Genomic DNA, 25410 nt, shown 5'->3' with positions numbered 1-25410 from the left:
AAGTTACTCGCCTACTGGCATGTTTTTCGCAACAGTCATCAAGAATTCGGCATTTGACTTTGTTTCTTTCAAACGAGAAAGAACCAATTCTGCCGATTCCTGAATATCCAAAGCACCAAGCACGCGACGAAGCTTCCACAAAATCTTGAGCTCTTGTGGGTTAAATAGTGCCTCTTCACGACGGGTACCTGAAGCATTAATATCAACGGCAGGGAAGATTCGCTTATCAGCCAACTGCCGAGACAAACGAAGTTCCATATTGCCGGTGCCCTTGAACTCTTCGAAGATAACTTCATCCATCTTCGAACCAGTTTCGATCAAGGCGGTTGCAAGGATCGTTAAAGAACCGCCGCCTTCAATATTACGAGCAGCGCCGAAGAACTTCTTTGGCGGGTATAGAGCCGAAGCATCAACACCACCAGAAAGGATGCGGCCCGAGGCCGGAGCAGCTAGGTTATAGGCACGTCCAAGACGGGTAATCGAATCAAGCAACACAACTACGTCTTGTCCGAGTTCAACTAGACGCTTGGCACGTTCGATAGCTAATTCTGCCACGATTGTGTGGTCAGCAGCGGGACGATCGAAGGTGGAAGCAATTACTTCCCCTCGAACAGTTCGCTGCATATCGGTAACTTCTTCGGGACGTTCATCGACTAGAACCACCATGAGATGAACTTCCGGATTGTTTACCGCAATCGCGTTAGCAATTTGCTGCATAATGATGGTTTTACCGGCCTTTGGTGGCGATACAATCAGACCACGTTGCCCCTTACCAATAGGAGCGATTAGGTCAATAACTCGTGGAGTTAAGGCCTTTTCGCTAGTTTCTAGACGGAGCTGTTCTTGCGGGTATAGCGGTACTAGCTTATTGAACTCGACACGGGTAGCGGCCTGTTCAATGGTCATTCCATTGATGGTATCTAGTCGGACCAAAGCATTGTACTTTTGGCGCTGACGTTCACCTTCGACTGGTGGACGTACTGCACCTTGGATGGCATCGCCAGAGCGCAAGCCATAACGACGTACTTGCCCTAGGGTGACATAAATGTCGTTTGGTCCTGGCAAGTATCCAGAAGTGCGAACGAAGGCATGGTTATCTTGTACATCCAAAATACCTGCGATCGGCACTAGCTCTTCTTCACGTGAATCGTCGTACGACTCTTCATCACGATCTCGGCGGTTGCCACGCTCCCGACGATTGTTCTTACCATTGCGATCACGACCACGACGACGACGGTTACCACGTTCTTCGTCATCGTCGTCAAAACGCTTATGATTGCGCTCTCGAACTGGTTCATCCGGCAAAGAGATTTCGTCTAATGACTCTACCTTTGCCTTTTCATTACGAGGCTGCTCATTTGTTTTTTCTGCCTTAGCTGAAGCTAGTTCAGCAGCAATCGCTGCCTTCACTTCTTCAGAAGCGGAGTTCTTGTCAGTCTCACTAGCTTTAGCACCTGCAGGAAGAGTGGCACGACGACGTCCTCGTCCTCGGCGATTACCTGCATCCTTTTGCCGACGATCATTGTTTTCCCCATCAACATTAGTCTTGTCTGTGTTATCAGCCAAGTCATCATGTTTAGCTGCAGAATCAATGTCTTTCACCGGAGCTTCGGCAACGTTTTCCGTCACAGTTTCAGTCTTTTTAACTGGGCGAGACTTGCTAGGCTTTTTCTCAGCCGACGCACCTTGGGATCGTGCTTCGCGGATTACCTTGATAAGTTCCATTCGACGTAACTTATCAGTGCCCTGTAAACCCATCTCTTTGGCGAGTTCATGCAACTGCGCAACTCGCATGGTTGACAAAGGAGCATTTTTTACGCTCTGAGTATCGTCGCTCATAGTTTCCTTAACTTGAGAGTGCCTAGAAAGGCGTGGTGAATCACCCATTGGGTGAGGATAACGGACCGATTACGGTCATCACATCAAAACGCGACATGTTTTGATGAAAGTGAAAGGCTCACTGAGCCTGAGGACAAGCCTAACAAATATTTATGAAACTGTCATAATTTCAAGGCCGGTGTCACAGATCGTGGTTTCTTCAATCTGCCAGCCCGCAGCCATTGCCGCTTTTTTCACCGATTCCGAAAGCTGCCCGAAAGCGAATAGAACGGGGCTCTCACCCCAAGCGAAAGCTCCTATGCCAACTTGTTCGAGCCATTTTTGCATCTCGACTAATTGTGGATACAAAGGCGATAACGCTGGTAGTAGCGGTGCGTTTACCGCCCATTGGTCAAATAGTTCGATTTGTTGATCCGCATTCAAATCCTTGGAGGACAAAAGACGAACCAAAAACGCAGAAGACACGAGAGCTTCAAAATGAGTAAAGTCGGCCCCTTGGATATAGCGCTCAGCCTCAACGCTCGAAGCCAAATCTCCGTTAGAAAAAATTGTCACCGGCAGTTCTTTAGCACAGTCTAATGGCAACCGAATTGCATTTTCAGGCTCTTGCCATGTTCTGGAAGGTTCCAGCGCAGAATTAAAGTGCCAGCCGCCCTGCGAAATCGCTAAAGTCGTTGCCTTTAACGTGGTAAATCTGCTGTAGATTTCGTTTGTTTCATCCTGGCTTAAGGTATATGGTTCGCCCAGCAATGCCTTGATCGCTTGCACCGCGACCGCTAAAGACATTTGAAATTTTACTAAGCCTGGAATAGCTTGTAATCCCTGTTGCCACTCGATTTTAAACCCCGCCTGGGGCGCACCGATCAAATCCAAAATCTCATGAAGGAGTTCAAAAATCGGAAGACTTTGGACAGATAGGCCAGTCTCCACTCCCCCGATGGTGTGAAACAACTGATCGGGCCCAGCGATCGCCCTAATGCGGACGGTATCTGGTTGCCCCAACCCCACCGCTAGTCCTTCAGGATTAGAGATCCCCGGTGCAAAGGTGGAAAAACCGTTTAACGCCGCAGGAACTTTTAGACTCACAAAGGACTTCTGTAGGCGCATTTTGCTTCCCCTAACCTAGGCTCTATTTTTCGACTTCGGCGAGTGCCGGATCGAGGGCGAATAGATCTGTGATGGTCTCGGGACGTAGCCAAACTTTTACTCCGTCCCGACTAGCTGCAACTACGCCTGGCTTTAATGCCATATTGTAGTTTGAAGCCATTGAACGTCCGTAGGCACCAGTAGCCGGCATCGCCAAGATATCACCCGGTTTGAGATCTGCTGGTAAAGCAATTTCTGGGATCAAAATATCGCCGCTTTCACAGTGTTTGCCAACTACTCGAGCATAAGTTAGTTCGCTTGAGCCAACTCGGTTAGCTAATAAAGCTGTGTAGTTCGCACCATAGAGTGCGGGACGAATATTGTCACTCATACCGCCGTCGACTGCCACGTAGTCACGGTACTGCCCCTCTGCAATGGTGACGCGTTTAATGCCCACCACTCGATAGAGCGTAATTGCTGTCGGACCAGCCAGAGAACGCCCTGGTTCGACCTGAAGATGAGGAATATCTTCGTTTCGAGACTGACAGTATTCACGTACTGTCTTAGCTAACGTATCCGCGATTTCCCGAGGAGTAAGAGGCTGTGGATCGGTTGGTAGATAACGGATCGGGTAACCACCACCGAGATCCAAAGTTGGAATATCAATGCCAGCTGCTAGGAACTGAGAACGAAGACCAAGCAGCTTGAGAGCACCTTGTTCGAATGCCTCTAGGGAATTGATTTGGGAACCAATATGGCTGTGCAATCCACGGAAATCTAAGTTCGGATCATTCGAGATTTTCTGACCGAGGTCGAAAGCAGCTCCAGTAGCTAAGGAAACACCGAATTTTTGATCTTCATGAGCAGTGGCAATGAACTCGTGGCCACCAGCGTGCACCCCAGTGGTTACGCGAATCATAACGCGCGCAACTTTGCCCAGTTCAGCCGCGATCTGTGAGATGCGTTCTGCCTCAGCGGGACTGTCTACGAAGATATGGTCAATGCCAAAATCGACAGCGCGACGGAGCTCCGCGTCCGATTTGGCGTTGCCGTGCAGCCCGATTTGTTCAGGTTTTGCTCCAGCACGAATAGCGCATTCTAGTTCGGCTAAGCTGGCAGTATCGATTGATAAACCGTGCTGGTTCATCAATTTTACGATGCTGCCGCACATGAACGCTTTTGCGGCATAAGATACCGTAGCTCCATTCATGCCATAGCCATCCCAACAAGCCTCGGACATTGCCGAAATCCAGACTTCCGCTTTGCCAGCTAGATCGTCCTCGTCAACCACAAAAAGCGGGGTTCCGTAGGTTTGAGCTAGCTCTGAAACTGTCGCTGTTGGGAAAGTTAGTTCCCCTTCCTCGTTTCGGGTTAAAGACCAAGGCCAATAACCAGAAATTTCACCTGGATGAGGGCAGGACAGTTTGGCGAGTTCTTGTTGGGAAAGCATGTTCACATCCGTTCTGGAGCGCTAACGCCTAGTAGATCGAGTCCGTTTTCCAATACCTGAGCAACCGCGTCATTCAACCATAGTCGCGCAACGTGACCTTCATTTACTGATTCATCCGCACGCGGAGTAACTCGGCACTTGCCGTACCAGGTGTGATAGGCGGCAGCTAGTTCTTCGAGATAACGAGCAATACGGTGCTGTTCACGTAGGTTAGCGGCAGTGGCAACTAACTGTGGGAATTGTGCAAGGACACCAAGCAAAGCCTCATCAGCCGCAGTATCTAGCTGTGCGGGGTCAAAACCTGATTCTCGACTAATCCCAGCTGCCTTAGCATTTCTAGCCACAGAACGGGTACGAGCATAGGCATACTGCACATAGTAAACCGGGTTGTCGTTCGACTTAGATCCCAATAGGTCGAGGTCGATGTCAAGCTGCGAGTCCATGGATGATCGCGCCAAGGCGTAGCGAGCGGCGTCCTTCCCAACTGCTTCAATCAAATCGCCCAAGGTCACCATATTGCCGGCACGCTTGGACAAACGGAAGGGCTTACCATCCTTAAGTAGATTTACCAGCTGACCGATAATAATCTGTAGGTTCTCCCCTGGCTTGTCGCCAAAAGCTTCCGCCATTGCGTACATACGACCAATGTAACCGTGGTGATCGGCGCCCAAAAGATAAATGGCGCTATCTGCACCGCGTTCACGCTTGTCAAGGTAGTAGGCAATATCGCCAGCGAAATAAGCCGCTTGTCCATCGGATTTGATAATCACGCGGTCTTTATCATCACCAAATTCGGTAGTGCGCAGCCAAACCGCACCATCACGATCTTCGATCATGCCACGATCACGCAAAATCTGAATAGCTTTTTCTACCGCGCCCGAGGCGTGCAAAGTTTCCTCATGGAAAAAGACATCAAAATCGACGCCAAAACCGTGTAGTTCATTCTTAATTTCGCTAAACATCAAGTCGACGCCGACTGCCCGGAAATATTCGAGGGCGTCCTCGGTAGGCAAAGTTACCGGATCTGGGTCGTCTTTTTCCGCTGCAATCTGACGCACTCTAGAAGCAATATCATCGATATATTGACCACCGTAGCCATCTTCTGGCACTTCTTGACCCATGGCACGCGCATACAATGACCGCGAAAAACGATCGATTTGAACACCATGATCGTTAAAGTAATATTCGCGGGTAACTTTGGCGCCAGAAGCCTTCAGCAAACGAGCCAGTGCATCGCCAACCGCAGCCCAACGACCACCGCCAATATGAATCGGGCCAGTCGGATTTGCCGAAACATACTCAAGGTTGATGTGCTTACCAGCAAGAGCGTCATTAGTTCCATACTTGGTTCCCTCGGTCAAAATCGTCCGAGCAAGTTCACCAGCGGCCGCAGCCGAAAGTCGAATATTGACAAAACCAGGACCGGCAATTTCTGCGGAGTCAACAGCTTCTACCTTGGCAAGAGCATCACATAGTTTTTGCGCTAGATCGCGCGGCGCCATTCCCCCACGCTTGCCAAGCTGTAGAGCGATATTTGTAGCCCAATCGCCATGTTCGCGCATGCGCGGGCGTTCAACCTTGACGGGATCTGGAATATCTGCCTCAGTTAAAGCAAGAGTGCCATCGGAAACAAAAGAAATTAGAATCTCGCGAATTTTCGCAGCAAGTTGGTCTGGTGTCATGACTGTAATAGTAGCTGATATCCCAAATGACTGAAAGTTCATTCAACGCGCATTATTGAGCTTTGCTTGAGAAGATAGGCACAATTGCAAAATAATTTCTTAAGGAGAATATATGTCTAAGAAATCCTGGCAGAATCTAGCTACCGCATTGGCCGCTGCCGCATTAGTTGGAACCAGCGCTGGTAGTGCCCTCGCTGCCCCAGTTGCGCCTTCCCCTGAACCCACTCCAGCACCTTCGGTCGAACCGGCTGCCAAGACTCCAGAAACTAGCGTAGTGAAGACTCCCGAAGCTAAGGCTACTAAGCCAGCAGCTACCGCTGAACCACACACCACCAAAACTCCTGAGGCCAAGGCACCTGTTGCCCCGGCACCTAAAAAGGAAAACAAACCAGCCCCCGCTTCCAAGCCTAAATTTGTTTTTAAGGACGTTACCGCTAAAACGGATCACGCCAAAGCAATCTATTGGATGGCAAACGAAGGTCTAACCACCGGTTGGGCCGACGGTACCTTCCGCCCTCGTGCCAAGGTAACCCGTGAAGCTTTCGCTGCTTTCCTCTATCGCTTTGCTGGTAGTCCAGAGTTCACTGCTCCTAAGGATCTCAACCGTTGCTTCGTGGACATTGCCAAGTCGACCTTTAGCAAGCAGATTTGCTGGATGAAGGCAGCCGGCCTAGCTAACGGCTGGAATGACAATACCTTCCGTCCAAAGAACCACATGGCTCGCGCAGATATGGCAGTATTCATTACCCGTTTACTCAACCAGGACAAAATGGCTGAAAAGAAGTGGGGAGCAGCTCCTTCTTCCTTCAGCGATGTCCCAATGTCGCAACCATTCCGTGGCTCGATCGAATGGCTCCACGCTAATGGCATCTCAAAGGGTTGGCCGGTCAAGGGTCACTTTGAATTCCGTCCGACCTTGGGCATCCAGCGTGACGCTGTGGCCGTATTCCTCAAGGGTGTACACCAAAAGATTCAGTCCGAGAATCTAAAGGTTCTGACCAACACGCCAAAAACTTTGCCTTGGAGTCGCTCCGTTAAATTGGTAAACCAGCCTTTTGACGTGGCTGCAGAGACCAATAAGCTTTATGACTTGGCCGCAAAGGCTGGCGTCAAGAAGGCCAAGGGAGAAAAATGCGTTTACAACGGTTCCCTCTACCAGTCTTCGAATCCGGCAAAGAACATTTGGGAAGACACCAACTTCCGTAAGATGGTGCTGAACACCAACGGCAAACCGTTGAAGCTTGTTGCTAAACAAAACATCGTTCGCTACCCCACTTATTTGCAATACACCTACCAGGTGGACCTGTTTAAGTGCCAAAAGTAAAGGCATATCTTCAGACTAGCTTGGTCTGACAATCCGCCTATTTTGTGGGACGAGGACGTATCTCTAAATCGTCCTCGTCCCACATTTTAAAGCTTGACTAGATAGCCAAAAAAAGTGCTATACTGTCCTAGTTGCCCCGATAGCTCAGTGGATAGAGCGTTCGCCTCCGGAGCGAAAGGTCGCAGGTTCGAATCCTGTTCGGGGTACTTCTTTTACCTATTTTCCGACCTGTTACGCTAAAAAGCTATCGCGAATTGTCAACGCACTTTGCAAACGATCGGTAATCACCCCATCTACCCGCAAGGGGCTTTCTGGATTCGTGATTTGCTCAATCTCAGAACTGTTATTTACCGTCCATACCTGCAGATTTAATCCGAGTTTATGCGCAGTCGTAATCACATTTGGACTGAGCACTTTAAAAGTTCCTTTAAAACGATATGGAATCTGCGCAGCTACCACGGGACCCGCATGTTCAGGTGAGATGCTCAGTACTTTTGCGAGGTCGGCTGGCTTAAGCTGATTCGCCCTCGGACTGTAAGAAAGGCGCAATAAACGAAGGACTTCTTTAGTTGATAATGAAGTAGCCAAGGCGCCTTTCGCACCTTGTCTTACGCGTTGCATTCTACGATCACTAAACGTTGCCACGCAGACGCGATCACGCACTTTGGGTTGTAACAAGATAGGCAGCGCAGCCTCAACTGCCGCATCGCATTTAGTGTCGAGGTTAAATGTGGTTTCCGAAAAGCAATCCAGAGCTTCATCGAGCCGAAGTAAAGGTGCCGAATAGTCCCTCGTAACTGCTCGGATCTCTTTCCAAGCTAGTTTTGCGATACTGAGGTCTTGACCGAATAAACGTTTCAAGGTGGGATCGTGACTAAGTACTGCTACCCCATCTTTGGTAACTTGAATATCCGATTCAATGGCTTCAGCTCCGGTAGCTAAAGCATTGCAAAAGGCAGCTTCAGAATTCTCAAAATCGCCAAGTAAAGGCGAGCCACGATGTGCAAATACTAAAGTTTTAGAGCCAGGAGTCCATTCTTTTGGCTGAATCATAACTCTTTAGTTGTTCAGCAGCTAGGTTCAGCCTTAGCTTCGTCGGAATAAATCGCACCATTGTTCTTCATCCAAGACAACGGCTCTACAGCACTACCGTCATTATCATCTTTACCGCGGTGTACTTCAAAGTGCAGGTGAGGACCAGTAGAATTACCAGTTGAGCCAAGCTTCCCGACAAAATCTCCAGCTTTTAGTTCTTGTCCTTGATGCAAAGGCGAAGATCCGGAAATCATGTGGCCGTATACGGTCGTAACGTTTTGCGTCGGATGGTAGATAGCGACTGAATATCCTAACCCGCTGATCCAACCTACCCGGGAAACAATGCCATCAGCAGCAGAGGTAATCGGAGTACCAGCACCACCAGCCATATCGATTCCTGCGTGCAAGCGGTAAATACCTAGTACAGGATTCACGCGCATACCAAAGCCAGAAGAAAGACGGTAAGTGCCTCGGGCGAGTGGCCAGAAAAGATCTTGTCCGACTGGCTCTTCAGGCTTCTCTGTCAGTGCAGTACGCACACCATTGGCTGAAGAATCAGTCTTTAGGCACTTGTCAGCTTCCAACTGTTCGCGTACGGCGGCACGAGTGGCCGCTGCCGGGTCAGAGCGAAGAGACAAGGCTTCCGCAGCCTGTACTTTGGATTGCAAAATATCAGCCCACGATTGCGCTCGTTTAATCTTGGCTTGATTAGCGACCTCTGGGGAAATAAAGCCAGAAAGTGGTACTACTACAGTGGCAAAACCAAGAGCGCCCACCATTAGAGAACGAACAGACCGGTTTAAGATCTGCGATGATGACGATGAAGTTTCAGGAACTCGACTTGCCTCAGCGTACGCACGAGCTTGCTGCGCGCCGCGAAGTGCACGCCGCGAAGGATACTGGCGTTTGGGCATAGCCTCACTACCGTTTTCAGTCACAAAGTCTCCAAGGGATAAACAACAACTTATTTATGAATCATAGCGCAATAGCCGAGCAATGGTACATTTTTGCCAAGCTTCTGGTAGCCAAAATAACACTAAAGCAGTACTAGCTATTGATATTTGGGTCTATCGGCTCAGTAAAAATGAATACTTAATCACGTATTCAGTCCTATTGATTAGAGCCGATCCGCCTTCTGCATGCAGTCTCGAACCTCGCCCACAAGTTCCTCGATAATGTCTTCTAAGAAGAGGACACCTACCGCCTTTTGATTTTCCATCACCATAGCTAGATGGGTTGCAGTTTGCTGCATATGCGCTAGCGCCTCATCTACCTCGCTATCGGCAGCTACCCGCGCGAGTGATCGAATTCTCCAGGCATCGACCGGCTTTTCACGAAGATCCTGATCTTCGGAATGCTCCGCATAGAGCACATCCTTGAGGTGCAGATATCCGACCATAGTGTCAGTTTCGTCCACGACCAAGAAGCGAGAGAAACCAGTTTTTGCTACGACTCGTTCAACTTCAGCTGGAGTGACATCTTCAGGTACCGTAACTAATTGTTCTAGCGGAACCATAATTTTTGCTGCCGTTTCACTGGAAAACTCAAGAGCTCCAGCCAGCAATCCGACCTCGTCTTCTAATACGCCTTCTGCCCGAGAGACTTCCACAATTTGGGCCACTTCTTCCAGAGTAAAAACTGCCCCGACTTCAGATTTTGGTTCAACTCCAAAGAGCCGCACAATCCGGTTAGCGAAGCGATCTAAGGCTCTAACTAGCGGTCCAAATAAACGTTCACAGGCGACTAATAGCGGCGCTAGTACCAAAATAGCTTTTTCCGGCATGGCAACGGAAAGGTTCTTTGGCACCATTTCACCAAACACCACGTGAAGATAAACAACCATAAGGAGGGCAATTACAATCGCCACGACATGCGCACTGGCCTCAGGCAATCCTAAGGAATGCAGTGGTGTGGCAATCCAATGAGCGATAGCAGGCTCGGCAACTGCGCCCAAACCGGTCGAGCAAAGCGTTACGCCTAACTGGGCAGTCGCCAACATAACCGAGACATGTTCTACAGCCCATAACGCTGGCTTGGCACCCCATTTGCCTTCTTCGACCAAAGGTTCAAGCTTGGCTCGTCGAGTGGACATAATGGCGAACTCAGAGGCCACGAAGAATGCGTTTCCCAGCAATAAGACAATACTGATGAAGATTGCTAACTGACTAGACATTAGTTAGTTTCCTCCATTGACAGATTGACTACGATGGTTTCTTCTGCCGGTGGGCTTTGCGGCGAAACGAGAAGCGATTCGATTCTTCGTCCATCCATCCGACGTACCTTTAAGTGGATGTCGTTTACTTCGACTTTGTCGCCAACTTGTGGAATGCGCCCTAGACGTTGCATCATCAACCCGCCTAACGTTTCATACGGGCCATCATCTGGAACAGTCAGACCAGCTAATTCTTCTAGTTCATCTGGACGAAGCAAACCTGGCACAATCCAATCGTCACCCACTTTGCGAGTGCCGGTCCTAGAACGTCGATCATGTTCATCGGCTACTTCCCCAACGATTTCTTCAACGATGTCCTCCAGTGTAAGCAACCCGGCAGTACCACCATATTCGTCCACGACGATAGCCATTTGGAAGCCACCTTCACGAAGCTCGATTAGTACTGGAGCTAGCGAAGCACTTTGGGGCACGCGATGTGCAGGAGTCATAAGAGATTGACTCGAGGCAGGTACCTCTTCACGTTTATCTGCGGGCACCGCTACGGCACGGCGGAGATATACAATCCCCAAGACATCATCGATGTCTTCCCCGATTACTGGGAATCTGGAATGCCCCGTTTTTCTAGCAAGCGCAATGACTTCAGCGGCCGACTGTTCTGCCTTAATCCAGTGCATAGATGACCGGTGGGTCATAACGTCTACAGCTTCTAGCTCACCGAGTTGTACTGATTTGGTGAAAATCGTGGCGGTTTGTTCATCTAGCATGCCTTCTTGAGCACTATGCTTAACAAGAGCAGCCAGTTCAGGAGCTGACCGTGCTGAGGAAAGTTCCTCTACTGCGTTTAGTCCGAAACGTTTCAATACCCAGTTAGCACTACCGTTTAGCACCACGATTAGTGGATACATTACTTTGGTAAAGACCATCTGCCATGGGGCAACTCGAGCTGCCATCTTTAGCGGATCAGCAAGAGCAAGGTTTTTCGGAATCAACTCACCAAACAACATAGATGCCAAGTTGACAATAACTGCTGCCGAAAAAAGCCCGATCGTAGTGGCGATAGCCAAGTTCAGTTCCCACGCAAGCCCCCAGTTAGTGAAGATCTTGCCGAGGGCGGTCTGAGTGGTGTAGCCAAGCAGAATCGTAGTTAGTGTAATCCCGACTTGAGCACCCGATAGTTGTGTCGAAAGTTTTTTGAGTGCCTTAAGCGTTGCCTTATGTTCTGACTGTCCTGCCGCAATCTTTTGCTCCACAAGCGCTTGGTCTAAGGCAACGAGGGCAAATTCTGCAGCCACAAATAATGCCGTCCCGAGAGTCAGCACTACGCCGCAAAGAATCAGGAAAAGATCAAGCCACATGCGCTACCTCGACGATCATTGCCGGCAACGTAACATGGTTTCGACTGCTATAAGCAGGATTCATTCAGCACTCAGCTCACTTCTAGAAGTTAATGACGACAATTTCATTCTAACTAATTCTACGCTTTGTCGGAGTCACTTTTTAGTTACTAACAAGCAGTCTTTCTCACCTTAGCTTGATATGAGTCGTTAAGCTTAAAAAGTTTCATAGCTTCATTGGCTTTTTAAAGGTTATTTCTAAACTATCAGTAAAGTTCATTGATTTAGGCTTGTTGAGATTGTCTTGACCTCTTTTTCGTCATAATCTTATTCACATACGGTCTTGGAGCTGCGATTGAAAAGGAATGCCGTGAACCACAACGATTTTAATAACGAGCAAGATTCTTCTGTTAACAATCCAGAGGTGGCGCATCGTCCCGTGACTCCTCCTCCACCGCCGGTTGGATATCAGCCTCAAAAACTGATGTCGTCAAAAGTTGATGGTCTTTCCGCCAGTTCTCGTATCGCAGATGCGTCACGTTCAGATCTTCCTCCCTTGCCCCCGGTTTATGTAGCCCCTCCCACTTCTCCTTATGCAGCAGCTCATGGCTCAACGACGAGTTCAACTAAAGACGAAAAGACCGACTCCGTAAGCAAACTAAAAGCCATGGGGGCTGCCATCGCTCGGAACATGGAAGCTTCGCTTTCAGTTCCAACTGCTACTTCATCCCGTCAAGTTCCGGCGCGAGTGATGATTGAAAATCGAAAGCTCATCAACGATCATTTAGCTCGGACCACTGGGGGTAAGATCTCTTTTACTCACCTAATCGGTTACGCCCTAACTGAATCTTTGGCGAAACAACCTCAGCTTTGCGTGCGCTATGAGGAGGTTGATGGCAAACCTGGAATTCATCATTTCAGCCATATTAATTTGGGTATCGCGGTTGATATTCCTAAAGATAATGGTGAACGTACTCTTCTAGTACCAGTTATTAACGCAGCAGATACTCTAACTTTTAGTGAGTTTTGGAAAGCAAACCAGGACCTGATTAGTCGTGCCCGCGCTGGCAAATTGAGTCCGAAGGATATGTCTGGTGCGGTAGCAACTTTAACTAATCCGGGTACTATTGGGACTGCTTTTTCGGTTCCCCGTTTGATGCAGGGGCAAGCTCTAATTATTGGCGTCGGCGCTATGGACTATCCGGCCGAATGGGCGGGTGCTTCTTTGAAGCAACGCGCGCATGCTGGCGTCGGTAAGATTCTGACTTTAACGTCAACTTATGACCACCGAGTTATCCAGGGTGCAGCGTCAGGCCAGCTTCTAGCAGACATGAGCACCAAATTAATGGGGTTGGATGGCTTCTATGAGCGGGTTTTTGCCGCTCTTAATATTCCACTTGAGCCACTAGAGTGGGCACAGAATCAAGATTGGGACGAGGCCGATCAGCTTGGCAAGTCGGCTCGTATTTCTGAGCTTATTCATGCATATCGTTCCCGAGGTCATCTCGCCGCAGATACCGATCCGCTCCGTTACCGAGTTCGTCGACACCCAGACTTGAACATCGGCAAATATGGTCTAAGCATTTGGGATCTTGACCATCCCTTCCCCACTGGCGGTTTTGGCGGAAAATCTCGTCTTCCTCTACGCGATATTTTGGATCAGCTTCGTGATACTTATTCGCGTACGGCTGGGATTGAGTACATGCATATCCAAGATCCCACTCAGCGGGAGTGGATGCAGAAGATTATTGAGCAACCTTATGAGAAGGTTTCTTCGGATCATCAACGTCGTATTCTTCGCACTCTAAACCATGCTGAAGCTTTTGAAACCTTCTTACAAACTAAGTACATGGGCCAGAAGCGTTTCTCTCTGGAGGGCGGTGAATCTTTGATTCCATTGCTCGATAATGTGCTCTATCATGCCGCCAACGATGAGTTGGAGGAAGTGGCAATTGGTATGGCTCACCGAGGTCGTTTGAATGTTCTGGCGAATATCTGCGGCAAGAACTACGGCCAGATTTTCTCGGAGTTTGAGGGTAATATCGATCCGAGTCTATACGAGGGTTCTGGTGACGTTAAGTATCACCTTGGAACCGAGGGCGTTTTTAACTGCGACAACGGAAAGTCAGTCAAAGTTTATTTAGCGGCTAATCCTTCGCATCTAGAGGCTGCAGACGGCGTCTTGGAAGGGATTGCACGTGCCAAGGCTGATCGTATTAATTCCCCTGCAGATATTCTGCCTATCCTAATCCATGGCGATGCAGCTTTTATTGGACAAGGTGTCGTCTATGAAACGCTTAATATGAGCCAGTTGAAGGCCTACCACACCGGCGGCACAATCCACGTAATTGTTAATAACCAGATCGGTTTTACTACTGGACCAACTTCGGCCCGTTCGACTAACTACTGTACAGACTTGGCTAAGGGTCTCCAAGTTCCAATTTTCCATGTGAATGCAGACGATCCCGAAATGGTGGTTCGAATTGCTCATCTGGCGTATGCCTTTAGACGAGAGTTCCATAAAGACGTGATTATCGACTTAGTCTGTTATCGACGTCGTGGCCATAACGAAGGCGATGATCCTTCGATGACCCAGCCCATCATGTATTCGCAAATCGATGCGCTACCATCGACCCGAGAAGTTTATACTCGTAACTTGATTGGTCGTGGAGATATCACCGAGGCCGAAGCTATTGCGGCTTTAGACGAGTACCGTAATGAGTTGAATCGCATTCTGGAAGAGACTCGTGCCAATGGCGGATATCCTCAAGCTAAGAATCATAACGAAGTGGCAGGGATTCCACTTCCGCAATCCCAATCAGAAGGAAGTGGTGTAGTTCTTGGCTGGACTTCAAATGCACCACGAGAACTAATTGAACGTGTGGGCGAAGCTCATATCAACTTCCCTGAAGGTTTTACTCCTCATCCTAAGATGGTCCAGCTGTTGCAAAAGCGCCGGCAAATGACTTTGGGAGAAGCCAAGGTTGACTGGGGCTTTGCTGAACTCTTGGCTTTTGGTACTTTGCTACTTGAGGGCACTCCTGTTCGAATGAGCGGCGAGGATTCTCGACGTGGCACCTTCGTCCAACGGCATGCAGTTCTCCATGACTTACATACTGGCCAAGAATGGACTCCGCTCGCTAATCTATCTGATCGGCAAGCACCTTTCATGATTTATGATTCGTCGTTATCTGAATACGCACCTTTGGCTTTTGAATACGGTTATTCGGTTGAAAGCCCGGACTCTCTAGTTCTTTGGGAAGCGCAATTCGGTGATTTCGCAAATGGCGCGCAGACTGTCATGGATGAGTTCGTTTCTTCTGCCGAGCAGAAGTGGCGCCAACGCTCGTCTCTTGTAATGTTGTTGCCTCACGGTTTTGAAGGACAGGGGCCAGACCACTCTTCTGCCAGAATTGAACGTTACCTACAACTTTGCGCCCAAAATAATATGAGGGTAACTCAGCCTTCTACCCCGGCAAATTATTTCCATCTACTTAGGGAGCAGGCATATCAACAGCCTCGTAAACCGTTGATTGTTTTCACCCCTAAGCAGCTGTTACGTCTTGCTGCGGCTCAGTCCGACATTGCCGAGTTTACAACCGGACAGTTTAAGCCAGTGCTCGATGAAGTTGACCAAGTTATTCTCAACTCTCCCGAGCAGGTAACTAGAGTTCTGCTTTGTACCGGTCGTCTCTACTACGACCTCGTTAAGGAACGAAAAGACCTAGGCGATAACACTACCGCTATTATTCGAATCGAACAGCTGTATCCGTTACCGCTCGAAGAGATTAAGCAGACCTTAGCAAAGTACTCAGAGGCAGAGTTGGTCTGGGTTCAGGATGAGCCTCGTAACCAAGGTGCTTGGCCATTTATGGCACTAAACCTGGCACCTGAATTAGGTGGTTTATCCGTAGTATCTCGTCCTGAAATGGCGTCTACTAGTGCTGGTACTATGAAACTCCACCAGCAACAGGCCCGTACCTTGTTGGCTGAAGCTTTTAATCGAGTATAGTTGGCTCACAGATAGCTGCTACTAATCACTTTTGGAAGAAGTATGACGAAATTAGTTTTCTTAGGTGACGAGCTTGTTGCCGGTACTGGGGACGAGCGCGCTCTTGGTTGGATTGGGCGAGCGGTAACACGAACGGAATTTACTTCGCAAACTGACGTGTTGGTCCTTGGAATTCCGCAAGAAACCACCCAAGATTTGTCACAGCGTTTCCTAGAAGAAGTTCAGCGTCGTCGACCTGACCAAAGTGAACCTCTTTATGTTGCCGTTGGGATGGGGATTCATGATATCGAAGCCGGAATTTCTAGTGCCCGAACCCGTTTACATTTAGCTAACACTTTGGATGGATTAACGAAGCTGGGCGCCAAAGTGATGTTAGTAAGTCCTCCCCCGCTACCCTCAATTAGCAGTAATGATCTTGAGGAACTAGTTCAGATCGGTTACGAAGTTGCCCATCGGCGACAGATAACTTGGGTTGATCTCTACCATCCGTTAGTTGAACACGAACAATGGCGTAGCGACTTTCTTGATCCTCAGGCCGCCTTACCAAAACAGACTGGTTATGGTCTTATGGCCTGGCTAGTGCTACATGATGGCTGGTATGAATGGTTGTCAAACTAGATTTAAGATGCTAAGTGCTTCTGATCAATAAACACTTGAAGCGCTAATCTTAGAGCTTAGTTTTGTCTGCCTTTAACCTGGTTCTCAGAACTTATTGTAGAAATAGTGATGGCCTAGAGGGTTAAGCTTGCGCTTATTCTTCCTCTAGGCCATCACTATCTAGTTTGCTAAACCATTAGCACTTGGTCTTTGCCTTATTGTTTAGCATGCGGTAGATGAATACGATCATCGCATCACGATTAACTTGGTTAAGTGGACGGTAGGTACCGTCTGGCCAACCGGTGGAAACACCAGAAGCCCAAGCCCAACGCATCGCTTCACCGTGCAAATCAGTTACACGAACATCCTTGAAGCCCATCTTAGCCTTGTGTAGATCCAAGTTAGCTGGACGAACATCAGGAGAAACTACGTGCGGGAACTTGTTAGCAAAGCGCATCAAGAATGCGGCCATAGCATCACGAGTTACATACTGCTTTGGACGGAAGGTGTTATCAGCCCAACCAGTGGAGATACCACTTACCCGCATCCACTCAATCTCAAAAGAGAATGGGTTCTGACGCGGTACGTCCTTGAAGCCAACGCGATCTGCCCGGAAAGCTGGGGAACCAGCCAAGCGGTACAAGAACGCAGCCATATCTTCACGCTTCGTACCACTTAATGGACGGAAGGTGTTATCACTCCAACCGGTGGTGACACCAACTGCACGAGCCCAGTAGATTTCAGGCGAGAACCATTCAGACAAAGGCACATCCTTGAACAAACGAGCGTTGTACTTAGGAGCACGAGTGGCATCGAATGGGAAGCACTGACGTACTGGCTGTGGCTTCGGAGCAGGCTTGACCGGAGCTGGAGCCGGCTTTACCGGAGGCTTCGGAGCAGGCTCAACCGGAGCAGGCTTTGGCTGCGGCTTTGGCTCAGGCTTGACCGGGGTCGGCTTAGGCTCTGGCTGCGGCTGCGGCTTAGGAGCAGGCTTAACCGGAGCCGGAGCTGGCTTTACCGGAGCAGGCTTTGGCTCAGGCTTGACCGGGGTCGGCTTAGGCTCTGGCTTTGGCTGCGGCTTAGGAGCAGGCTTAACCGGGGTCGGCTTAGGCTCTGGCTTCGGCTGCGGCTTAGGAGCAGGCTTAACCGGGGCTGGAGTCGGCTCAGGCTTTACCGGAGGCTTCGGCTTAACCGGAGGAAGCGGCTTCGGCTCAGGCTTTGGATCAGGCAAAACTGGAGTCGGTTCTGGCTTTACCGGTGGCTTAGGAGCTGGAGTCGGTTCTGGCTTTACCGGAGGCTTCGGAGCCGGGGTTGGCTCTGGCTTTACCGGAGGAACTGGGGTTGGGGCCGGGGTCGGCTCAACAGTTGGTTCCTTGGTCGGCTCTGGTGCCGGAGTAGGAGCTGGAGTTGGGGCCGGAGTGGGCTCAACAGTTGGTTCCTTGGTCGGCTCAGGTGCCGGAGTAGGAGCCGGGGTTGGGGCCGGAGTCGGCTCAACAGTTGGTTCCTTGGTCGGCTCAGGTGCCGGAGTAGGAGCTGGGGTTGGGACCGGAGTCGGCTCAACAGTTGGTTCCTTGGTCGGCTCAGGTGCCGGAGTAGGAGCCGGGGTTGGGACCGGAGTCGGCTCAACAGTTGGTTCCTTGGTCGGCTCAGGTGCCGGAGTAGGAGCCGGGGTTGGGGCCGGAGTCGGCTCAACAGTTGGTTCCTTGGTCGGCTCAGGTGCCGGAGTAGGAACCGGAGTTGGGACCGGAGTCGGAATTGGGAAAGGATCTACGAACTCAGGAGTTGGTTCTACGGTCTTTTCTGGAGAAGGTTCCACACTTACTTCTTGAGTTGGTTCAGGTGTGGGTGTCACATCTTCAACCATAACTGTCCGTACTGTCGTTTCAGCATCAGTTGCCTTCAACGCGCTTTCCGGAATGAAGTTTGCGGCGAAACGCAACTGACCAACGTATTCCAATGGCACGTTAACCGTCTTAGGTTCGTTAGCCTTCAGTTCATAAGGACCTAATAGTTTCTGTTTACCACCGGCGTCAACCGCCACTACTGCCAAACCATCAGCAGAGCTTAGAAGCTTCAGATGAGCATCTTGGCCTACAACAAGTTTAGTATCCAGTAGTTCTGCACTTAGCTTGGTTTGCTTTGGAGCAATTTTGAACGTCAGTGATTTTTCTTTTTCACGGTAGTTAGTCGTAGCAGGAAGATAAGTAGCACTGACCGTGACATCTCCCGCAAGATCATTAGGAACAGGAGCCTTTGCGTGCCCATCTACTAGCTCAACTGAAACTGCATGGCTTCCGTTAAATAAGAACTTAATTTTACCCGTTGCTCCGGAAGGTTCGACGGTAGCCGTGACTTCTCCCGCATCTTGATACACCTTGTTTCCCTCATGAGTTAGACCAAGGGTGGTATCGATAGGAGAAACGGCAAGCTGCCCAACTGCACTAGCAGACGAATATTTACTAGAGTCGCTAGGCTTTAATAACGCCCGAAGTGCCAGAGAACCTACCCGCTGAGGACGATAAGTAAATGTCGCCCGACCATTTTCCACGGGTACTTCTGGTTCCACAGTGGCACCATCTACATGCAGGATTGCAGTCCCAACAAAATCTTCAGGAGTAGCCGATACCGTAATTTCAGTTTCATTACCTACAGTCACAGATTCATCAGTTTGCAAATTTGCAGTTACTTGCTTTTGTTCAGGATCGATGCCAACCAAACGAATCTCAGCGGCTGAACCAAACTGTCGACCATTTTGAGTTGACTCAATCTCGAATCGAACACACTTCGCACCATTTTCCTGCGCAGTCATTGGAATGTTATGCCAACTGTGTTTCGCAGTTAATGTCTGTGAAGCAACCTCAGTCCATTGGGCGTCGGGCCCGCATTGAGGAGCAACCTTAACCTTGACCTTCTTGGCAAAGCCATTTTGTCCCTCTTTACGAGGCAAATATAGAAGATTAGTGAACTTAAATGCCTTTGGAGTCTCCATTTCAATCCAATGGGGCGCAGGTTCTCCGTCCCAAGTGGTGTGCCATAGAGAATCAGAGTTGTGGTCAAATGCATTCCCCGCTCGGCTATTGCCATCATGCTCAGAAGAAGCTCTCACTGGAGCCACATTGTCAATTGCCCGATCTAGCAACTCAGCGACCTCATTAGTGATATTTTCACCATCTAGCATTCTACGAACAATCTTAGAATCAGCGTTGCGAACCTTAGTTTTGTCCTTGCTATCAAAGTGAGCTTGGAACCCAACCTTGCCATTAGCGTCAGTTGGTAATGCGACCGGAACCTTCACGATTCCAGGAGCGGTGACAACTACATCTTCAGTTTCAATTTTCTGCTCTTCACCAGCAGCGTTTGAATAGGTAAGCTCTAACTTGACTTTACCTGCAGCTGGCACGTCGACTCCAACATTGACAGTTCGACCCGGTCGAAGCACATCTGGCATTACCACCTTAACCGGTAACGTCCTCGGCCCATTTTGTACAAAGACACTAGCGGCATAACCATCAATGTAGTCCTCAGAGTTCTCAGGAACGAAATGAGCATTTACTTGGTAACGATCACCGGAAGTATTCGTGTAATCAAACTCCGCCCGGCCGTTCTCATCAACTGCCTTAGTCTCGACTTCCTGACCATTAACAGTAAGTGTCAAATTGCCCCGCACCACAGGATCAATTTGGGCAACGATATGATTACTCTCATTATTCGGTAGCGTTTTTACGATCTCTTTGAAATGGACACCAGTAGGTTTCTTACTGTCATTTTCGATATAACGATTAATCCATTCCAGATTATCGAAGACAGTAGCTGCCGTGTAGTAGTGGTAATAAGGTGTAACATCCAAACTTGCGATCGCATGGGAAACAAAAGCCAATTTCCCATTTACAAAAGTCGGACCACCGGAATCACCAGGTCTTAAGGCTCCTGGATCGGCAATAAACGTTCCCAAAGTAGTACTTTTGTCTCCAGGACGGTCAGGGGCAAGACGTTGGATCGTAGAATCAGAAACGCTAACCGCAGATCCCTCATTCTTGGTGGTACCGCCACCCCACCCGTAAACGATCCCTTTCTTACCAACCAGCATTTGCTTGTCATTCAATACTGCTGGTGTTACGTCGTTTACCGGCTCAGCAAGGTGAGCCAAACCGACGTCGGAAGTCTTAGCACCGACGAAATAGTCGACTCGGTGCTGTTTTTCGCGCTTATTCGTGTAGGTTCGACCAAAGGTCGCATAGGATCCCTTGAGCATCTTCATGTTAGACACATCAACACAGTGACGTGCAGTTAAAATCCAGTGAGGTGATACCAAGGCACCAGTACAAGCCCCATCGCCTGTAAAAAGATACGTGACCGGTCCAACTAATGGATCATCCTCGGCCGCATCACGCCCATCGTTCATAGCAAAAGCAGACGTTGTAGAAATCGTAGAAAAAAGTAATGCCGAGGTGGCGAGGGTAGCCAGCAAACGGGTTCGAGTCTTTCCGATGCTCATAAAATAGGGCCTTTCCTATCCATTAAAGACATTAACCACCGCTCTCGTTACCGAGAAGACAAAGCCATCACCTGTGATGAGCCTACTTTCAAGAGCCTTCTCGACACTGAGAGCAATAGTAAATAAAAGTTACCACCTACTAGTATGGCCCAAAAGTAGAAACTTTTCTTGAGCACAGAAAAACCGTGACCTAGAACATAGTTAAGGCCTTGTAGTGATCACTACAAGGCCTTAACAAAGAGCTTAAACATCAGGCGTTAGGACGACGCCCGTGGTTAGCCGCATTCTTCTTACGTGCACGACGCTTACGACCACGCTTCGACATAGCTTCCTCCTCAAAATGGTCCGCCGCCTTTCGACACGAAGGTCTTGCGGCACTTTCAACCTAAGCATTGTCGCACAATCACAAGAAAAACGAAACTTGGAACGCAGTTTTTCACAACGTTATTCCACTCACGTCATCATTTTTCGGTGATTGTTTGAATCTAGCCTTGATACTCAATACGCAAACTAGTCATCTGCACCAGAATTCTTTGACGTAGACTTGCGGGAGCTTTTTGCACGCATTTCTTTCTTAGCAGCACACGAAAATGTCTTTCGACATCAGCTGAAGTTGAACAGTAGTCACATGACGCAATATGCCGTTCGACACGCTGCGACATTTCCTCAGTCAACGAATCATCCAAAAACTCATGCAAACTTTCTAAGGCCTGTTCGCATGTCAAATCACTTTGTGAGGTACAGTCACCCATCTTATTCTCCAATCCCATAATGCTTCGCTACCTCACTGAGCTGCTCACGCAACTGCGCTCGTCCTCGATTCAAGCGCGACATGACAGTACCAATCGGAATATCTAAAGCAGAAGCGATTTCTTTGTAGCTCAGGCCTTCAACGTCGGCTAGATAAACAACTATGCGACGTTCTTCGCTTAAAGAGTCCAAAGCATCAATTAAATCCTGAGTGCCTAAACGATCTAAAGCTTCCACTTCAGCCGAAAGCAAACCTGTTCCTTCATGATTGGCGGCATCCGCTAATTGCCAATCTTCCACACCTTCACTGTCCGTAACGGCCGGAGAACGTTGCGCCTTACGATACTGGTTAATAAACGTATTTTTCAAAATACGAAGTAACCAAGCCTTAAAGTTTGTACCCTGTTGGTACTGAGAAAAAGCAGAAAATGCCTTAGCAAAAGTGTCTTGCACTAGGTCTTCAGCATCCTGCTGATTACGCGTCAATCTCATCGCAGATGAGTAGGCAACATCGAGTAACGGCATAGCTAACTCCTCAAAAGTGCCAGCTTGCCCCTCTGACATTGACTGTTTCTGGTCTTCAACAACTTTATCCATCACCTTAGAGAGTAGCGGCAAAATCAAATTTTTGCGGTAAATAGTTAGCAATTTGGAAAACACCGTAGATTCAAGTTTCATTCCCGGCAGTTTTGCGGTGGAATAGTATGTATGAATATTCTCCGCACCATAATCCGCCCATTGATCGCCGCCCCATTCATCGCTGACGGTCTAGACGCCATGCGCCGCCCAGCTCCGCATGCCAAGAAAATTTCTCCGTTTAAACCAACTCTTCGCCGCCTAGGTCTAGGCGTAGTAGCAGATAACCCTGAGCTAGCATCACGCGCCCTCGGAGCTGTTACTGTTGGAGCAGCAGGTATGCTAGCTCTTGGAAAAATGCCACGCACTACTGCTGCCGTTCTTACTGCGATTTCAGTCCCATTAGCTATCGTGAACACGGCTTCGGAAAAAGATATGCGCGCCAAGGTATCAACTGGCATCCAGCGTGGCGCCCTAACCGGCGCGATGGTCCTAGCCTCACTAGACCGGGCGGGGGCTCCCTCCGCTGCGTGGCTAGCAAATTCCTGGGTCACTGACAAGATGAACCGCGCAAGTGCTCAACTTGATCAGGTCAAGAACAACGCTGAAGCATCACTCGAAGCTGCTTCCCAGAAGCTATCCAACGTAACCAAGTGACAGAAACAGCAAAGCATTCACTGTGGTCGGCACCGACTCTTTCTAGTTCTGTGTCGGCCACAGTTAATCTTCCAGGTTCAAAATCCCTAACCAATCGTGCCTTTATTTTGGCAGCGCTCAGTGAAAAACCGACCGAGGTTCATGGTTGTCTTGAGGCTCGAGACACTATGTTGATGCGTCAGGGACTAACAGTTTTCGGCGCTCGCTTTGAGCAACTTTCAACTTCGCCAACTTCGCTCAGCGCGTTTACTGGAAATTCAAGCTGGCAGATTACCCCCATTCCAAAATCGTCAGAAAACTTCGAGAACCCAGCAGAAATCGACTGCGGACTCTCGGGGAATGTGATGCGCTTTCTGACCGCCCTAGCTCCAATCTTTAAAGCAAAAACCTACTTCTATGGGGACCAGGGCGCTGCCAAACGACCGCAGCTCCCACTACTAGATGCCTTATCCAAATATGGAATTTGCATCGATCTTCCCCCAACGCCCGATTCACTCCCCTTTACGATTGGAACATTCCCACACCAAGAAGAACCACACAGCTTCCAGCAAAGCGAGTCAAAAACACTTTCGGTAGATTCATCGCAATCATCGCAGTTCCTCTCTGCCCTACTTCTAGCTGCCAGCCGCTGGCCTGAACCCGTAACGATACGCGCCCTCGGCAAACTTCCTTCCCTTCCACATATCCAAATGACCCTGGAAAATCTCAAAGAATGTGGAGCGTCTTTTCAGGAAAGGGAAAACGAAAACGCGTGGAGTTTCGAGCCCTGCCCGTTACAACTGACTGAAACAACTATCGAACCAGACTTATCTAATGCTGGACCATTCCTTGCCGCTGCTATGATCAAAGGCGGACAAATTACAATTCCTAACTGGCCAAGCAAGACCACACAAGCTGGTGATTACTGGCGTGAACTCCTCACTAAACTAGGAGCAAGCTACGAGCTCAGTGATGCTGGGCTCACCCTGACTGGTCCTAATGACTTCTTAACCAACCGAACCGAGCATCACTTCGATCTCGGCGATTATGGAGAATTAGCACCGACTCTCGCGGCACTATTAGCCTTGCGTCCAACCGGTGGCACTATCACCAACATCGGACATCTTCGAGGGCACGAAACCGACCGTCTTGCAGCTCTCGAAACCGAAATTAAACGCCTAGGCGGAAAAGTTTCTACCACCGAAAACTCACTCATCATCACGTCTCCGGTAACTCACGGGGCAAAAGTCCAAACCTATCACGACCACCGAATGGCAACTTTTGGAGCCATCATCGGTCTTGCGATCCCCGGCATCGAAATCGAAAATGTCGAAACAACAAATAAGACTCTGCCAAACTTTGTCGACCTCTGGCAAAAAGTAGCGAGACAGGAAGACTAAATGAGCCGATACGACCTAGGCACCGATGACCCAAGGGTAAAAGTACGTCCAGGCAAGTCCTCCCGTCCTCGTTCAAAACAGCGTCCTGACCATAGTAAAAAACCAGTAGGCATGGTGATCGGTATCGACCGAGGACGATACCAGGTAATCATGGCTGATGGCACCACCGTAACCGCAATCAAAGCCAGAGAACTAGGACGCGGTAGCGTAGTAATTGGCGACCGCGTGCATGTTGGCGGAGACATTAGTGGACAAAAAGATACCCTCGGCCGAATCGTACAAATTCAAGAACGAGATACTCTCCTCCTACGCTCCGCAGAAGAAGGACAGCGGCAAGGTAAACCAAAACCGATTGTAGCCAATGCTCAACAAATGGTTATCGTGGTGGCTCTAGCCGATCCTCCACCCCGATACGGCATGATTGACCGTTGCCTCGTGGCCGCCTACGAAGCAGGAGTCAGACCATTAATCTGCCTGACCAAATCTGATCTCGCCGACAGCACCGATTTCTATGCCGCCTATACTCCCCTTGGCATTGAAATCGTAACTACAAGCGTGACACCAGAAAAAATCGAAGGATTGTCCCAATTGCTGCCCAAGCTTGGTAACCAGGTAAGCGTACTTGTTGGGCATTCTGGCGTCGGAAAATCTACTCTAATCAACGCAATTGTGCCTGGTGCCAATCGGCAAGTTGGCGAAGTCAACGCAGTTACCGGCCGAGGACGGCATACTTCGACCTCGGCAATCGCCTTTTCCTTACCTGCAGGAGGGTGGGTTATCGACACCCCTGGCGTTCGTTCCTTCGGATTGGCACACGTCGACAATGAAACATTACTAGCCGCTTTTACCGACTTGTCCGAAGTAGCAGTTGCTTGTCCTAGGGGGTGCAAGCATTTAGCCGATAGTCCTCAGTGTGCCTTGTCCACCTGGCCGGGACAAGTGGCAGGAGAAGAACAGAAATATCGACAGGCTCGTCTCAACTCTTTCCGTAGATTAATTGCCAGTCGCCACGTAGAATAAA

The 25410-nt window shown here is 49.3% G+C and carries 18 protein-coding genes and 1 tRNA gene; 7 read left to right on the top strand and 12 right to left on the bottom strand.

Annotation, left to right across the window (positions count from 1 at the left end; genetic code table 11):
- Positions 1–3: 3 nt before the first annotated feature.
- From rho to argS, 4 genes are all read right to left on the bottom strand, one after another.
- On the bottom strand, positions 4–1839 hold the full coding sequence (gene rho / locus BK816_RS03610) for a transcription termination factor Rho (protein WP_071163959.1): 1836 nt from the start codon (positions 1837–1839) through the stop codon (positions 4–6).
- Positions 1840–1989: 150 nt separating this feature from the next.
- A complete protein-coding gene (locus BK816_RS03605) occupies positions 1990–2946 on the bottom strand; it encodes a hypothetical protein (protein WP_071163958.1) in 957 nt (318 codons plus the stop codon).
- A gap of 22 nt (positions 2947–2968) precedes the next feature.
- The gene (gene lysA / locus BK816_RS03600; RefSeq protein ID WP_071163957.1) at positions 2969–4375 is read right to left on the bottom strand and encodes a diaminopimelate decarboxylase; all 1407 of its coding nucleotides are present in this window, start codon (positions 4373–4375) and stop codon (positions 2969–2971) included.
- Between the two features lie 2 nt (positions 4376–4377).
- Complete coding sequence (gene argS, locus BK816_RS03595; RefSeq protein WP_071163956.1) at positions 4378–6057, bottom strand: arginine--tRNA ligase; 1680 nt, start codon at positions 6055–6057, stop codon at positions 4378–4380.
- A 112-nt stretch (positions 6058–6169) separates the two neighbouring features.
- Between argS and BK816_RS03590 the strand changes: the two genes are divergently transcribed.
- Entirely contained in the window at positions 6170–7381 is a 1212-nt protein-coding gene (locus tag BK816_RS03590; protein WP_071163955.1) for an S-layer homology domain-containing protein, read from the top strand.
- Positions 7382–7514: 133 nt separating this feature from the next.
- Positions 7515–7587 (top strand) — tRNA-Arg (locus BK816_RS03585).
- Positions 7588–7612: 25 nt separating this feature from the next.
- Here BK816_RS03585 and BK816_RS03580 read toward each other — a convergent pair.
- From BK816_RS03580 to BK816_RS03565, 4 genes are all read right to left on the bottom strand, one after another.
- On the bottom strand, positions 7613–8434 hold the full coding sequence (locus BK816_RS03580; RefSeq protein ID WP_071163954.1) for a glycerophosphodiester phosphodiesterase family protein: 822 nt from the start codon (positions 8432–8434) through the stop codon (positions 7613–7615).
- 14 nt (positions 8435–8448) lie between these two features.
- Positions 8449–9354, bottom strand: a complete 906-nt coding sequence (locus BK816_RS03575; protein ID WP_071163953.1) for a M23 family metallopeptidase — start codon at positions 9352–9354, stop codon at positions 8449–8451.
- Between the two features lie 179 nt (positions 9355–9533).
- The gene (locus BK816_RS03570) at positions 9534–10589 is read right to left on the bottom strand and encodes a hemolysin family protein (RefSeq protein ID WP_071163952.1); all 1056 of its coding nucleotides are present in this window, start codon (positions 10587–10589) and stop codon (positions 9534–9536) included.
- Entirely contained in the window at positions 10589–11944 is a 1356-nt protein-coding gene (locus tag BK816_RS03565; protein ID WP_071163951.1) for a hemolysin family protein, read from the bottom strand. The genes BK816_RS03570 and BK816_RS03565 overlap by 1 nt, the downstream gene beginning before the upstream one ends.
- Positions 11945–12347: 403 nt before the next feature.
- On the opposite strand from BK816_RS03565, the gene BK816_RS03560 reads away from it, so the two are divergent.
- Entirely contained in the window at positions 12348–15935 is a 3588-nt protein-coding gene (locus BK816_RS03560; RefSeq protein ID WP_418214810.1) for a multifunctional oxoglutarate decarboxylase/oxoglutarate dehydrogenase thiamine pyrophosphate-binding subunit/dihydrolipoyllysine-residue succinyltransferase subunit, read from the top strand.
- Between the two features lie 42 nt (positions 15936–15977).
- Positions 15978–16553 carry a GDSL-type esterase/lipase family protein gene (locus tag BK816_RS03555; RefSeq protein ID WP_071163949.1) on the top strand — a complete coding sequence of 192 codons (576 nt, stop codon included), beginning with the start codon at positions 15978–15980 and terminating at the stop codon, positions 16551–16553.
- Between the two features lie 175 nt (positions 16554–16728).
- On the opposite strand, the gene BK816_RS03550 is transcribed toward BK816_RS03555, so the two are convergent.
- The 4 genes from BK816_RS03550 to BK816_RS03540 form a co-directional block, all read right to left on the bottom strand.
- Positions 16729–21027, bottom strand: a complete 4299-nt coding sequence (locus BK816_RS03550) for a trypsin-like serine protease (RefSeq protein ID WP_071163948.1) — start codon at positions 21025–21027, stop codon at positions 16729–16731.
- A gap of 250 nt (positions 21028–21277) precedes the next feature.
- Positions 21278–21352, bottom strand: a complete 75-nt coding sequence (locus BK816_RS09825; protein ID WP_418214809.1) for a 50S ribosomal protein bL37 — start codon at positions 21350–21352, stop codon at positions 21278–21280.
- Positions 21353–21512: 160 nt separating this feature from the next.
- The gene (gene rsrA, locus BK816_RS09820; RefSeq protein ID WP_071163947.1) at positions 21513–21779 is read right to left on the bottom strand and encodes a mycothiol system anti-sigma-R factor; all 267 of its coding nucleotides are present in this window, start codon (positions 21777–21779) and stop codon (positions 21513–21515) included.
- A gap of 1 nt (position 21780) precedes the next feature.
- Positions 21781–22374, bottom strand: a complete 594-nt coding sequence (locus BK816_RS03540; protein WP_071164914.1) for a sigma-70 family RNA polymerase sigma factor — start codon at positions 22372–22374, stop codon at positions 21781–21783.
- 111 nt (positions 22375–22485) lie between these two features.
- Here BK816_RS03540 and BK816_RS03535 point away from each other — a divergent pair, with 111 nt between their 5' ends.
- The 3 genes from BK816_RS03535 to rsgA are packed head-to-tail and all read left to right on the top strand — an operon-like array spanning position 22486 to position 25409.
- Positions 22486–23010 carry a DoxX family membrane protein gene (locus tag BK816_RS03535; RefSeq protein ID WP_071163946.1) on the top strand — a complete coding sequence of 175 codons (525 nt, stop codon included), beginning with the start codon at positions 22486–22488 and terminating at the stop codon, positions 23008–23010.
- Positions 23007–24389 carry a 3-phosphoshikimate 1-carboxyvinyltransferase gene (aroA, locus tag BK816_RS03530; RefSeq protein WP_170299658.1) on the top strand — a complete coding sequence of 461 codons (1383 nt, stop codon included), beginning with the start codon at positions 23007–23009 and terminating at the stop codon, positions 24387–24389. The genes BK816_RS03535 and aroA overlap by 4 nt, the downstream gene beginning before the upstream one ends.
- Positions 24390–25409, top strand: coding sequence for a ribosome small subunit-dependent GTPase A (gene rsgA, locus BK816_RS03525; RefSeq protein WP_071163945.1), 1020 nt, complete (start codon positions 24390–24392; stop codon positions 25407–25409).
- Position 25410 lies beyond the last annotated feature (1 nt).

The sequence above is a fragment of the Boudabousia tangfeifanii genome, assembly GCF_001856685.1.
GTDB classification, from domain to species: Bacteria; Actinomycetota; Actinomycetes; order Actinomycetales; family Actinomycetaceae; genus Boudabousia; species Boudabousia tangfeifanii.
This window is presented reverse-complemented; position numbering and strand designations above follow the sequence as displayed.

Coding starts and splice junctions, on each gene's coding strand:
- BK816_RS03605 (WP_071163958.1), bottom strand. CDS start 2,946: ATGCGCCTACAGAAGTCCTTTGTGAGTCTAAAAGTTCCTGCGGCGTTA.
- BK816_RS03550 (WP_071163948.1), bottom strand. CDS start 21,027: ATGAGCATCGGAAAGACTCGAACCCGTTTGCTGGCTACCCTCGCCACC.
- lysA (WP_071163957.1), bottom strand. CDS start 4,375: ATGCTTTCCCAACAAGAACTCGCCAAACTGTCCTGCCCTCATCCAGGT.
- BK816_RS03580 (WP_071163954.1), bottom strand. CDS start 8,434: ATGATTCAGCCAAAAGAATGGACTCCTGGCTCTAAAACTTTAGTATTT.
- BK816_RS03570 (WP_071163952.1), bottom strand. CDS start 10,589: ATGTCTAGTCAGTTAGCAATCTTCATCAGTATTGTCTTATTGCTGGGA.
- BK816_RS03540 (WP_071164914.1), bottom strand. CDS start 22,374: ATGGATAAAGTTGTTGAAGACCAGAAACAGTCAATGTCAGAGGGGCAA.
- rsgA (WP_071163945.1), top strand. CDS start 24,390: ATGAGCCGATACGACCTAGGCACCGATGACCCAAGGGTAAAAGTACGT.
- BK816_RS03590 (WP_071163955.1), top strand. CDS start 6,170: ATGTCTAAGAAATCCTGGCAGAATCTAGCTACCGCATTGGCCGCTGCC.
- BK816_RS03535 (WP_071163946.1), top strand. CDS start 22,486: ATGAATATTCTCCGCACCATAATCCGCCCATTGATCGCCGCCCCATTC.
- BK816_RS03565 (WP_071163951.1), bottom strand. CDS start 11,944: ATGTGGCTTGATCTTTTCCTGATTCTTTGCGGCGTAGTGCTGACTCTC.
- rsrA (WP_071163947.1), bottom strand. CDS start 21,779: ATGGGTGACTGTACCTCACAAAGTGATTTGACATGCGAACAGGCCTTA.
- rho (WP_071163959.1), bottom strand. CDS start 1,839: ATGAGCGACGATACTCAGAGCGTAAAAAATGCTCCTTTGTCAACCATG.
- BK816_RS03555 (WP_071163949.1), top strand. CDS start 15,978: ATGACGAAATTAGTTTTCTTAGGTGACGAGCTTGTTGCCGGTACTGGG.
- argS (WP_071163956.1), bottom strand. CDS start 6,057: ATGACACCAGACCAACTTGCTGCGAAAATTCGCGAGATTCTAATTTCT.